This is a genomic window from Rhodococcus jostii RHA1, from assembly GCF_000014565.1.
Lineage (GTDB): Bacteria > Actinomycetota > Actinomycetes > Mycobacteriales > Mycobacteriaceae > Rhodococcus_F > Rhodococcus_F jostii_A.
Genome location: NC_008268.1, coordinates 7,176,044 through 7,188,214 on the forward strand (window position 1 = coordinate 7,176,044; position 12,171 = coordinate 7,188,214).

The window sequence follows — 12,171 nt, forward strand, 5'->3', positions numbered from 1 at the left end:
TCAACTCCTGGAATCCGTGGCGGGACGGCATCCACGACTCTTCTCCGATCTTCTCCTTGCGTCAGGAGGTGTGCAAGGGTTGGACTCGGACCCGACCTCGGTGTGCTGGGGCCGCATGGAGGTCCGCGCGCATGTGGTGTAGGCCGCTTCTCCCGCCTGGTCGAAATGTGTTGCCACGTTGCCGAATAACTTGTTCCCTTCGAGTAGTGCGAGCACTGTCGTGTAGCGGTCGGGACGATGCTCGACGACGAGGCTGCCGCCCGCGTGCAGGAGCCGGGCCGCCGCAACAATCGTTTGCCGGGCGAGCTTCAGCCCATCTGTGCCACTGACCAAAGCCCGTCGGCAGTACTCGCCGCACTGAGAGGGAAGGTCTTCGTCGTCGGGAATGCACGGTGGACGGGCGAGGACAAGATCGGCCGTTCCGTCGAGGCCGGACAGTAGATTGGGCGTGGTGACGGCGGTTTCGTGAAGCACGATCGGGCTCTCGCCGAGGCGGATCTGACGTTCGATGTTGCGTCGAGCCACGTTCAGGGCCGTCGGATCCGCATCCACGGCGTGTACACCGGCATCGGCTCGGGCATGCGCGATTGCCAGGGCGATTGCTCCCGAACCGGTGCACAGATCCACGACCACTGGAGTCGTGACATGTGAAATATCGGCGAGGGCCTCGGCAAGTACAAGTTCGGTGTTGGCCCTGGGTGCCGGCACACCGGGGCAGACCCACACCTCTACACCGCCCAGTTCGGCCCGCGAGAGTCGTCGCCCAGCCCGATCGATGGTGTCACTCGAGGTCTGCGGACCAACGCTGTGGGCGAGGGCGGGGGACCTGCCGGCGCTGATCGTGAGGGCCCTGCGCATGGCGGCTGCCTTGACCAGGGTCTCGGTGAACTCTTCGTCGGGGTCGGATAATGCGACGATGGCGCCCCCGATCCCGAAGCTCACTGTCCCGTGCCGGGACACCATGGTTCGGATGACGATGCTGAGGTCGGCGGTGCCGTTGATGGACAGCCAGCCGAGGGCGCCCGAGTACACGCCTCGCGGCCCCTCCTCCAGCCGATCGATGATTTCCATGGTGCGTATCTTCGGTGCTCCGGTCATCGAGCCACCCGGGAAGCAGGCGCGCACACACCCGACCGCAGTCGCGTCACCGCGTAACGTCCCCCGCACCGTTGACACGAGTTGGTGGACCGGTGCGTAGGTTTCGACGTCGAACAATCGTGGTACGTGCACCGAACCGGGAGTGCAGACCCGTGAGAGATCGTTGCGCACGAGGTCGACGATCATGAGGTTCTCGGCCCGGTCTTTTTCGCTCGTCAGCAGGTCCTGGCGGAGCGCGTCGTCCGCCGCAGCGGTTGCACCCCGCGGCCGGGTGCCCTTGATCGGTTTGGACTCCACTACCCGGTCGGCGTCCACGCGCAGAAACCTCTCGGGGGAGGCGCTGAGTATGTCCGCTGCCTCGAACCTCAGGAGTGCTGCGTAGGGCACTGGAGTGATGGATCGGAGGTAGGCGAAAGTTTCGACGGGGTCTATCTCGACATCGATCTGGGCGTGGTTCGTCAAGCACACTTCGTACGTTTCGCCGACCCGAATGTTCTCCAAACAGGTACGGATCTTGTTGAGGTAGGTTTCACGGTTGTGGCGCAGCGTCATGCGCGGGTCTGCCGCCGACCGGATGAGCGGCCGCGCGGGAAGCGCATCGTCGGTCGTGACGGGCAACCGGTTGATCACCTGGGCCGTACGGCGCATCCAGTCGCGGGTTCCGGGTTCGTGGGCCTGCTCGCTGAGCGCCAGCAGGTAGCAGCTGCCGTCGACGTGGTCGATTACGACGGCGCGGTCGGCGAAGACCAGGGCCGCGTCCGGTGTGTCCGCGGAGTGTTGCGCATTGCCGTCGGCTTCGGCCTTCAACTCGTAGCCCAGGTAGCCCACGTAGCCGAGATTGAACGAGAACGGCAGGTCCGGCGATGGCGGCACAGCGCGGGTCCGCAACTGTTCGTCGAGATAGTCGAAGAATCGCACGCGTCGTTTGTCGGCCGGAACGCCGGAACGGTGCACCAGGACGGTGCCGTCCGCAACGTCGTACGTGACGTACTCGGCGCGTGGGCCAGATGCGTCGCCCATGATGGTGAAGCGGGCGTCCGACTCCACTGTGGAGCTGCCATCGAGCCAAAAACTGTTGGGGCCGTCTGCGAACAGGCGCTCATACACCGTCTGTGGGTCGACTCGCCGATCTATCCGTCGTGTTTCCACCACGTATGGCGATAAGGTCCGCGGCCGACGTCGAGGCTTCGGGGCGGATCCCTTCCGGCGAGTCGGGGTGAGGTCACGGAAGTTGGCGAGGAGTTCGTGTCCACGATCGGTGCAGACCGACTCCGGATGAAATTGCACCCCCCACAGCGGGCGCAGGCGGTGCCGTACCCCCATTAGGATCCCGTCGGATGTCCACGCAGTCGGCTCCAGCTCGTCTGGGAGATCTTCGACGGCGAGAGAGTGGTAGCGGACGACCGACAGGGGCGAGGGGAGGCCCGCGAACAATTCTCTTCCGTCGTGGAATACCTCTGAGTTGCGACCGTGCCTCGGCTCTGGTGCCAAGACGACATGTGCACCGAACAGTTGGCATAAACCCTGATAGCCGAGGCACACTCCTAGTGTCGGAAGCCCACCCTGCAGAATGGCCCGCGAGCTGATGCCGAAGTCGCGTTCGCTTGCTGGACGACCGGGCCCCGGAGAGATCACGATATTGTCGAACTCGGTCAGTTCGATCGCACGCCAGTCGACGTCGTTGCGTACCACCGTTGGCGGGCACCCGTTGACCTCGCTGAGGAAGCTGTAGAGGTTGTATGTGAAGGAGTCGTAGTTGTCGATCAACAACGTCTTGGTAAACATCGTTTGCCCGGTTCTCGGCGTGTGAGGGATGCGACACTGCGTTCTCTCTCTCTCTCGCCGGTGCATCGACTTGATGAGGTCCCTCGAACTTGTTGCAGGAGCTTTCGTCTGAGCGCGCACCACCCGTGGCACCCTCCTCCAGGACGGGGAGCTCGTGTGATTCATTGACTGGGCGCGAAACGGCCGACGTTGTGCGAATGAGGCGCCAAGCCATGAAGTCCGCCCGTGCCAGCGATGGTGCGGATGGTTTTCACCAAGACCTCTCGACGTGTCGGCCCCGTCGAGAGGCTCCGCCGACCTGAGGAAACTGACTAGCTGCGCCTGAGTGCCGGCGATGCCCGCTGGTGCATTCTTGGTGACGAGCCGGCCGAGGGGCAACTGGTTACTTGGACCGTCGATCCGGTGGGCCTGGTGGACATGATCAATCCTTAGAAGGGCTATTTAGCCTGTCTATCAGCGCAACCCGCCCAGACCCCGACACGCCGCGCGATGCGCGCACTCCACCTTAAGTCACGAAAGTCTGTGGAAACAAGGTCACCCCGTCGGCAGTGGTCCACAGAGCAGGTGGTCGGTTTATACATCGATACGTCACTTTCGCTAAATAATCACCGTCGCGGAATAGCCGTCGACAGCAGCCGCTTCTGTGCTGCCCGCGCTTCTTCGGGCTGCGCCGGAGTGGTGTCCAGCCGACGAAATAGGGGATCGAGGTGGAACCGGGCAGTGGGCGTTCTCGGGTGTCTGAGCGGGGATCTCGAGGTGTCGTCGGAGGGCCTCACGCTGCGCTGACCGTGTCCTGCCCCGCCCGCAGATATTCACAGAACGGCTCCCGCGCTTGCCGCCCGATCGGCGGCCGACCCTTGAACACCGTCCACAACACCATTCCTCCAGGAATGTTGAGTCGACCGACTGAATACGCCGTCGGGAAGACGGTCATGCTCAACGCGGCGGAGGCTCGGGCCCGCAGCCGTGATTGGCTCGTCGTGTCCGAGACCGCCACGCCCGGTCTGGGCGACCGGCTCACAGGAGAACACCTCCCGCGGTTGCTGCTCGAGCACGGCGGCAGCGGGGCGCAAAGCGCCGTCGGTCCGGGATCACTGCCGGCGGGGTAGGCGGTACCAACTGGACCACGACCGACACACCGTCTCCCTCGGCGGGGTGGCACAGGCCATCCGTGAGCCGATCGAGGGGACCGGACGCTCGATCGGCGATCAGGACTGCCAGACTGCTGCGATGCCACGAGTGGGCGCCTATTTCAGGGATGTTGTCCGCCGGGTCCAGTTGCCGTATCCGCCGGAAGATTCATTGCCAGTTTCTACCAGGGGGAATTGGACAAATCGGCAAGGGAGCGCGGGTGGCGCTCAGGTGACCCCGAACGGCGGCGCCAGGTTGACTCCCTCAGCTCACCCGCAGTGCTGACGAGCCGCTTATCGAGGACCGGCGCCGCCCGTGGTGGCGTCGCCGTCCGGACCTGCCCGTCAATCTGCTGACTCGCGGAAAGCGGCCAGCGCTTGCCGACGCGGGTGGTTCGCTGAGTTCCATGCCTTCCACCTATTGCGTCCGTCGGAGCCTGGTGCGCAGACCGTGGGTGTCCCCGTGCTGGTGACGCTGGTGCCGCCGCTGGCGGCGGGCGTGATGCACGGTGCATCACGCCTGGGCGCTGATGCTGACGATCCGTATGCGCCCTGGTGTACATCCGCTCACTTTCGATTGCAGAGATCCCTGGTCAGGCATCATTCCTACTCGAACATGCTTTCGGGAAGCCAGTCTGCGTCGAACAGTCGCGCGAGCTTCCCGAACGCCCCGAGATCGCCATCGACACTGGCTGATGTCACCATGAGCCGATTGATCATGATCCGAGCCGCGTGCTCCTCCACCGTCCCGGCGGCGAACAGGAGTGACCATGAGCAAACCTGCCCGTCGCGGTGCGCACGACCCATCGTTTGGCGTGCGGCAATTCCGGAGTAGCGAGGCTGGTGGAAGAAGCCGATGCGACGTGCCGATGAGGCGCGGGAACCGTCGACCATCAACTCGGACGCCTGCAGATTGATCGCAGATGCGGTGTTGAACACCACCACCGGGTTGTGGCCGCGCTGAAATCTCATGCGTTCCGTCTCGAGATCGCCCCCGCCGAAGATGCGTGAGACGCCAATGCCGTGCTCCTCCAGGAGGTTGGCTACCGGGTCGGCGGCCGTGGTGACCAATTCGACGGCGACGAGTACCTGGTAGCCGCGTTCGACGTGTGCGGCTACCAACTCGGCGGTCTGCGGGGCTCTCAGCATGCCTGCCTTCTGCCGGAACCGCATCAGAGCGGCACGGCCGCGGGCGGTGTCGTTCCCCTGGCGGGCGATCCTCATCGCGCTCCGGAACTCACTCCAGTCCTGGTGGTACGCAGCCCATTGGGTGGCGGTGAAGTCGAGTGGCAGGCCGTCGATCGGTGGCGGCCCCCAGGGCGCGTCGCGATGCACCATGACGGGCGGGTCGCAGTCGGTCATCCACTTCCGGACGCGGGTGACGGCCTGACGCTGCAGCCTCTGAGAATCTTTTGCTTGGTCGTTCCAGTCCCATTTCCCCTTGTCCCACCCGGGAGCCAGGGGAAGTCCATGCTCGACCAGCTTCTTACCGAGATCGGCCCACTCGCCCGGCGGGTCATCGTGCAGTTGCGCGAAAAGCGAAGACAAGTAGGTGTATTCGCCTGGGTGATGACCCGGCGTCGCCGTCACGGTGATCACGAACGGCGCCTTCTCCGGTGATGCGGAGAGGCGGTTGATACGCCGTTGGTACTGGGTGCGCTGGGCCGTGAGGTGCCTGAATTGCTGTGCCTCGTCATTGATGATGAGGGAAAAGGAGTACTTCGGTTGGCCGTTGCGTCCGAGCAACTTCTTCAGCTGGTCCGGGGAGATGATCAGCCACCGATAGCCCCCGTCGCCGAACGCAGCGAGGGCGTCGCGCCACGCGGCGATGGTGATCTGGGCCGGCCGGTCCACGGTGATGAGTACGGTGTCACCGCCCCCTGATTTCAGCGCAGCCTTCGCGCCGATGATCGCGCTGCCGGTCTTGCCTACACCGGGCTCGTCGGCCAACAAGAATCCGCGCTTGCCGTGGTGACAGGCCGTCGCGATCACCTTCGCGGCGTCCACCTGTTCTGGCCGCGGTGTCTTGTGGAAACCAGTGGCGCCCGGTTGCCGCACGCCGTTGAGGTCCTCTTCGACCCAGCGAGCGTACGAGTACGGTTTCGATGCGTAGACGGCGAGTTCGTCAGGCAATTGAGTGCCGATGTAGGCATACGCTTTGAGCGCTTTGTAGTACTTGGCGCCGGGCGCGGATGCCCGGTAAGGGACATCGAGGATCCAGATCTGCTCCCCGTGCCCCGGGGTGGGTGTCAGCGGCGCGGCGCTGGCTCGTCTGGGACTGGAGCGTCGCTGGGTGGTCTTCCGTGCAGCCATGAGCGTCGGCTATTCCCAGGGCGAATCGACTGCGGCCGGTGTGGCGGCGACGGCTGGCGCCGACGAAACGCGGGCTGTCGCAGGGGGCGCGGGGGCCGATGCAACGGCAGGTCGATGATCTACGTCGATAGTCTCCACAACCTCAGGTTCGGCCGATGGTTCCAGTTCTGTCGACTCTATATTGGTTTGCGGCGCATCCACGAAGTCTGGCGGGTCGATCTCGATCAGCAGTTTCGATGACAATCCGAGGATCATCGCCCGGTCGTAGCACAGCGCGACCGCGAACATCGCATCGAAAGACCGCCCACGCTGCGCGGGGACCCGCGGCCGCTGCCTTCATCGCGTCCGCGACGGCACACAGCGTATCCCGAGCCGGCTACCGCGTGCGCGCATCGTTGGGGTCGGTCAGGCCACACCGCGGGAGCTGCGCTCCCGCATGGGGAAATCGCGGCCGCCCGGGCCGGCACGGCCGTCACGGGCTGACGGGGTTCCGGACATCGTGGGCCGTGTCGCTGAGCATCGCTGCCGATGTGCGGCAACGGGATGATCGACGGCATATCACCGCGGTGGTGCCACAGGAGTGCCGGCGAGATTCGCGTCGAGTGTTGTTTGCTCTCGGACGGGAATCGGATCAGTCCTTGTTTGTTATGTGGGTCGGCTACCGTGGGGGTTTGTGACAGCAGGTATTCCGGTGCCGTCGGACAAGATGACGCCCAGCCCCGAGGTTGCGCTCGACTTCGCCCGGGAATGGGTGGAGTTCCTCGATCCCGACAACGCCGAGCACCTCATCGCCGCGGACATGACGTGGCTGCTCTCGCACTGGACTTGCGTGTTCGGCACCCCGGCCTGCCAGGGCATCATCGCGGGCCGTCCCGACGACGGCTGCTGCTCGCACGGCGCGTTCTTCTCCGACGAGGAGGATGTCGAGAGGTTGCACGAGTCGGTGAAGCTGCTCAGACCTGAGGACTGGCAGTTCATGAAGCAGGGTCTCGGGAAGAAGGGGTACATCGAGGAGGACGAGCTCGAGGGCGAGCCCGCGCTGCGTACCCGCCGCTACAAGGGCGCGTGCATCTTCCTCAATCGTCCCGGATTCGAGGGTGGCATCGGGTGCGCGCTGCACTCGATGGCGCTCGAGCGCGGCATCGAGCCGCTCGAGGTGAAGCCGGACGTGTGCTGGCAGCTGCCGATCCGGCGCACCCAGGAATGGGTGGAGCGACCCGACGGTGAGCAGATCCTGAAGACGACGATCACCGAGTACGACCGCCGCGGCTGGGGTGAGGGCGGCGCGGACCTGGACTGGTACTGCTCCGGCTCGCCGGACGCGCACGTCGGCGCCAAGGCGGTGTGGCAGTCGTATGCGCCGGAGCTCACGGAGTTGCTCGGTGAGGCCGCGTATCGGGAGCTGGCGCGGCTGTGTAAGCGACGCCAAGGTCTCGGCCTGGTCGCCGTGCACCCGGCGACCGCGGTCGCCGAGAAGAAGTCCCGGTAACGATGGGGCGGTCCCGGACGACGTCGACACCGGTCACTGGCCGAACCCCCCATCCGATGTGAGGGTCGGGCCTGTCGCGACGGGCGGGGGTCAGCGCGATCTGTCGGGAACGGTGCTGTGATCCGGGGCGGCCCGGACGGCGCCCCACTCCTGAAGTCGGGCGTGTGCCAGGCGCACACCCTGCTCGGTACCTGAGTACTGAATGCGTCAAAGCCGACGAGATTGAATACCGCAGCCACGGTAAGCAGTTGGGGCAGGCCTGTCCGCCGTTGCATGTGGTGTACTGCAGCGCATTCCTCGGTGTGATCCTTCTTCGGCGCGACAACACGAGTAGTGAAGTGGCAAAGTACGGTTGGCGCTTCTCGTTACCCTGAACCGCGCTCTATCTCGATTGAGAAGGCGAGGATCACGGATTGTTTGGAACGAGAAGGGCTGCGGATATCGAAGACATTGCGGGCTTGGATCCGGTTGGTGCATGCAGTACAGGAACACGACCCCCTCCGGCGGGAGGCGGTCGTGTCGTTGGGGTCAGGGTTAGGTGGTCGTGTCAGAAGGTTCCGGTTCCGGCTCTTCGATTGCGAGATTGCCGCCGTCCTCGTTGACGAAGTAGAGGACGGCCGCGCCGATGATCGGTCCGACGGCCAGAGCGGTGAACGCTGCCAGGAACGAGCCGGTGGCAGAGAAGACTGCGCCGATCGCGAGGGGAACGAGGGTGCTTGCGATCTGCCAGAAGGCGTTGGAGGCGCCGGCGGCGGTACCGGTGACCTCGCTCGAGACCAGGCGGGGAATCATCGCAACGATCAACGGCAGGTATCCGTATCCGACCAGGCCGAGGATGGGTGCCGCGATGAGGAGTGCAGGGACGTTGTCCAGTGTGCCGAAGAAGATCAGGATGACGGCGAATAGCGCGAGGTTGACGATTGCGGGCTTTCGGGCGCTGCCTACCCGGTCGCCGAGCATTCCGATGAGGGGTTTGCTGACGACCGCCACGCCCGCGAAGATGGCCACGATGTCCGGCGGTGGTGCCGGAGACTCCGTGTCCTTTGATGAGGAGGGCGTTAGACCAGGTGACGAATCCGTAGGTGCCCCAGAAGCCGCCGAACCCCGCGAGTGAGAGCAACATCAGGTCACGGTTGGTGGTCAGTGTCTTCCATGCGGAGGGGCGCTTGCCGGCGCCGGACTGGACTCGCTCACCGTGCTCGGCCATCACGTCGTCGGGACCGTCGTGTCGGTGGGGGAGACCCAGTCGACCGCGTGGGACGTGCGGCCCGGCGACCGGGTCGCGTTGGAGGAATACCTGCCGTGTCTGCGGGAGGCCTGCCCGGCGTGCCGCATGGGGGACTACCGCATGTGCCCACACACCGATCTGTTCGCGGGAAAACGGAGAGTGGGCCTTCTCTCGGCGGACGACGGGGCCGGCCTGCACGGAGGCAACGCCGAATACATGCAGCTCAGCGCCAACAGTCTCGTGTATCGCCTACCGGCGGTTCTCGGCGCGGATCTCGCGGCGTGGACGCAGCCCTTCGCCAGCGCACTCGACTGGACGGTTGACGCCGGCGGAGCCACGGAAGGCTCCACAGTCGTCGTCATCGGCCCCGGCTACCACGGCATCGCCGCGATAGCCGCTCGCAGGATAAGCTCGGGGAGGCTGTGGTTGTTGTTGATCACCGATACCGCACCGAGTGATTCGGCGATCTCGAGTCGGCCGACCGAGTCCGGCACGCCGATCACGACGATGCGGGCGGCGCCGACGGCTCGGACTCGGGGGAGAGGCCGTTGCCGCCGCCCCCCGCGTGCTGCGCAAGCGGGGCCGGCTCGTCATCGGCGGACTGGGCTCGACCCCGGTCTGCGAACTCGATCTCAAATCCCTGGTACGCGGCGCCAACACGATCGTCGGTGTTCGCGGCCGCTCCCCCGATGCGGTCACACGCAGCATCGAACTCCTCGCCGACGGGCGATCAGGCTTGGAAATCGTGCCCTCCGTCGACGTGGACCTGGACCAGGTCGACAACATGCTGGGACGGATGGCCACCGGGCAGCGGCCGGTGAGTCCGCACGTCGTCATCCGCCCGCAGCTGCGCCGTCCGACCGATCAGAAACGAGGATCATTGTCATGAGCGAGATGACACCACGCCGACTGTCCTATATGGCACGAATTATACTGGTGCCCTTAGGTGAATCGGGTCACAGACTCGTCGACCAGATGGCTGCGGCGGGGCTGACCGAGGTGCAGGTAGTCACCGAGCGCGCGCCGAATGAGGTAGCCGTGCGCGACATCAACGCCGACACCACCACCACGCGCCGTATCGACGAGTTGGCTACCGAATCGGACATGGTCATTCTCATCGGCTCGGTACTGCCCCAAGTCCCCGTCGGTTTCGCCACCACGATGGCCGAATCAGCCCGCCAGTCGGGCAACCTGCTCGCCGGCGTACTGGTCGATCAGCAGGACTGGGACAGCCAGCAAGGCGCCGAAGCGGTGGCAGTACTGAGGATGGAACTCGACATGCTGGTGTCCCTCACCCAGGTCGATCTCGCCACGGCCTTCGTCGATGTTCTCAAGGGGGGATTCCGCACCGCGGGTGCACACGCGCCAGTTCTCACGACCCCGCGGATCTGAAAATGACACAACAGACCAACCACCTCCTGGTCCGGCAACAACGACTCGAATCCGATGGCGTGTTGTCGCTGACCCTGGAACGACCGGACGGCGCCGCCCTCGGCGAATGGGAGCCCGGAGCACACATCGACATCGTGCTGCCCTCCGGGACCGTTCGGCAGTACAGCCTCTGCGGTGACCCCACCGACAAGACCGCCTACCGGATCGCCGTCCTGAGAGAAGACGAGGGACGCGGTGGGTCGAAGGAAATCCACGACAGTGTCCGGGTGGGGGATCTCCTGGCGGTGCGTGGCCCCCGCAACCACCTCGCCCTCGAGCCCGCACCCCACTACCTCCTGATCGCCGGTGGAATCGGGGTCACTCCCATTCTTTCGATGGCACGGCAACTGTCGCGGGAGAACGCCAGCTGGTCCGCACTCTACGGTGGCCGCAGCCGCGCCACGATGGCATTCGTGGAGGAGTTTTGCGGTCTCGGCGAGGTGAACGTCACTCCCTCAGACGAATCCGGAAACCTCGACCTGGCAGCCGCCCTGGCCAACGTTCCGTCCGGCACCGCCGTGTACTGCTGCGGCCCCGAAGGCCCACTGCAAGAGGTGAAGTCGGTGTGCGGTCCGGTGCTCGGTGACGAGGTGATTCATTTCGAACGGTTCGGCGCTCCCGTCGTGGGGGCGGACCCTGCCGCGGCAGCCGGAGTCTCGGACAGGCAGTCGCCCAACGAATTCGACGTCGAACTGCGCCGTACCGGCTGCACGTTGAAGGTGCCCGCCGACCGCACCCTGCTCGAAGTCGTCCTCGAAGCGAACCCGGACATCCTGTACTCCTGCGAGGACGGCTTCTGCGGGTCCTGCGAAACCCGCGTTCTCGACGGCATTCCCGAACATCACGATTCGATCCTCTCTCAGGCAGATCGTGAGAAGGGCGAGACGATGATGATCTGCGTCGGACGTTCCCGCACACCCACACTGGTACTCGACGCTTGACGTCGAAGGAACCGCGGCGAGGTGAGGGCCGTGGAGTGTGGCGGTGGTGTGGGTGACGGTGAGGGCGGTCAGGGGGCGGAGGCGGGCACGATCCGGGCGTTGGTGGGTCCAAGGGGAGGTCCCGGCAGATGGATTCGGCGAGCGCCCCGTCGGGGCTGTCGGCGAACTCGAAGCCGTCCCCGACACTCTGATCGACTACCTTCGGGGCCCGGGATCGCCCGGCGCTACGTGCTGATCGGCTGGGACGCCCCCGGGAACTGGTGTGCTCGACAGCTGGGCCGCACCCCCCGAGCGACACAGTCTGCTCACCCCCGCCGGTGCCAACGTGGTCGAGTCGCGGCCAACAGGGCTGACGGCACAGGTTCCCTCACTTCGTCACCGAACCACACCGTGACCACCCCGCACGCCTTCCCCCTGGAGCCCACACCGATCCATGTCCGGCAAGGTCCTCGATGGCCTGCGCGTCCGTCTCACACTGACCCGTCCGCCGCTGGAAGAGGGGAATGGGGACTGGTCTTACGGTCTTACCCGAGCCTGTTGATTCTCACCCACGGCTGGCGGTGGACGTTCTGGCACTGGTCGATGGTGATCGACCCGCTCACCGACCCGACCGTGTTCGGTGGTGACCTCGCCCGCTCGATGAACGTGGGACAACAAACTCCGCAGCAGATCAGGGCTGACGTCGGTGAGGCGATCGATCAGGATTTGGTGCAAGTGGATAGTGTGGACATCGGCCATCGCGTGGTCCTTCCTCGA

At 65.1% G+C, this 12,171-nt stretch carries 9 protein-coding genes and 1 pseudogene; 6 read left to right on the top strand and 4 right to left on the bottom strand.

Features of this window, described 5'->3' with window-relative positions:
* Window positions 1-2,883 carry an aminodeoxychorismate synthase component I gene (gene pabB, locus RHA1_RS32585; protein ID WP_011598489.1) on the bottom strand — a complete coding sequence of 961 codons (2,883 nt, stop codon included), beginning with the start codon at window positions 2,881-2,883 and terminating at the stop codon, window positions 1-3.
* A gap of 890 nt (window positions 2,884-3,773) precedes the next feature.
* Between pabB and RHA1_RS32590 the strand changes: the two genes are divergently transcribed.
* Entirely contained in the window at window positions 3,774-3,992 is a 219-nt protein-coding gene (locus RHA1_RS32590; RefSeq protein WP_016885015.1) for a hypothetical protein, read from the top strand.
* A 627-nt stretch (window positions 3,993-4,619) separates the two neighbouring features.
* On the opposite strand, the gene RHA1_RS32595 is transcribed toward RHA1_RS32590, so the two are convergent.
* Together RHA1_RS32595 and RHA1_RS32600 are read right to left on the bottom strand one after the other, a co-directional pair.
* Complete coding sequence (locus RHA1_RS32595) at window positions 4,620-6,326, bottom strand: DEAD/DEAH box helicase (protein WP_011598492.1); 1,707 nt, start codon at window positions 6,324-6,326, stop codon at window positions 4,620-4,622.
* A gap of 9 nt (window positions 6,327-6,335) precedes the next feature.
* On the bottom strand, window positions 6,336-6,614 hold the full coding sequence (locus RHA1_RS32600; protein WP_011598493.1) for a hypothetical protein: 279 nt from the start codon (window positions 6,612-6,614) through the stop codon (window positions 6,336-6,338).
* A 418-nt stretch (window positions 6,615-7,032) separates the two neighbouring features.
* On the opposite strand from RHA1_RS32600, the gene RHA1_RS32605 reads away from it, so the two are divergent.
* Window positions 7,033-7,815, top strand: a complete 783-nt coding sequence (locus RHA1_RS32605) for a DUF3109 family protein (RefSeq protein WP_041812515.1) — start codon at window positions 7,033-7,035, stop codon at window positions 7,813-7,815.
* Between the two features lie 534 nt (window positions 7,816-8,349).
* On the opposite strand, the gene RHA1_RS32610 is transcribed toward RHA1_RS32605, so the two are convergent.
* On the bottom strand, window positions 8,350-8,823 hold the full coding sequence (locus tag RHA1_RS32610; RefSeq protein WP_011598495.1) for an MFS transporter: 474 nt from the start codon (window positions 8,821-8,823) through the stop codon (window positions 8,350-8,352).
* A gap of 223 nt (window positions 8,824-9,046) precedes the next feature.
* On the opposite strand from RHA1_RS32610, the pseudogene RHA1_RS52125 reads away from it, so the two are divergent.
* The 4 genes and pseudogenes from RHA1_RS52125 to RHA1_RS32630 all read left to right on the top strand — a co-directional run.
* A pseudogene (locus RHA1_RS52125) lies at window positions 9,047-9,226 on the top strand (zinc-dependent alcohol dehydrogenase); the annotation flags it as partial.
* Between the two features lie 382 nt (window positions 9,227-9,608).
* Window positions 9,609-9,932: a hypothetical protein gene (locus RHA1_RS52130; RefSeq protein WP_041812229.1), complete on the top strand. Its 324-nt coding sequence runs from the start codon at window positions 9,609-9,611 to the stop codon at window positions 9,930-9,932.
* Window positions 9,929-10,435, top strand: coding sequence for a type 2 periplasmic-binding domain-containing protein (locus RHA1_RS32625; RefSeq protein WP_050787541.1), 507 nt, complete (start codon window positions 9,929-9,931; stop codon window positions 10,433-10,435). The genes RHA1_RS52130 and RHA1_RS32625 overlap by 4 nt, the downstream gene beginning before the upstream one ends.
* 2 nt (window positions 10,436-10,437) lie before the next feature.
* Window positions 10,438-11,415 (top strand): PDR/VanB family oxidoreductase, encoded by a 978-nt coding sequence (locus RHA1_RS32630; RefSeq protein WP_011598498.1) that lies wholly within the window; start codon window positions 10,438-10,440, stop codon window positions 11,413-11,415.
* Window positions 11,416-12,171: the final 756 nt, after the last annotated feature.

Coding starts and splice junctions, on each gene's coding strand:
- pabB (WP_011598489.1), bottom strand. CDS start 2,883: ATGTTTACCAAGACGTTGTTGATCGACAACTACGACTCCTTCACATAC.
- RHA1_RS32590 (WP_016885015.1), top strand. CDS start 3,774: ATGTTGAGTCGACCGACTGAATACGCCGTCGGGAAGACGGTCATGCTC.
- RHA1_RS32595 (WP_011598492.1), bottom strand. CDS start 6,326: ATGGCTGCACGGAAGACCACCCAGCGACGCTCCAGTCCCAGACGAGCC.
- RHA1_RS32600 (WP_011598493.1), bottom strand. CDS start 6,614: ATGTTCGCGGTCGCGCTGTGCTACGACCGGGCGATGATCCTCGGATTG.
- RHA1_RS32605 (WP_041812515.1), top strand. CDS start 7,033: ATGACGCCCAGCCCCGAGGTTGCGCTCGACTTCGCCCGGGAATGGGTG.
- RHA1_RS32625 (WP_050787541.1), top strand. CDS start 9,929: ATGAGCGAGATGACACCACGCCGACTGTCCTATATGGCACGAATTATA.
- RHA1_RS32630 (WP_011598498.1), top strand. CDS start 10,438: ATGACACAACAGACCAACCACCTCCTGGTCCGGCAACAACGACTCGAA.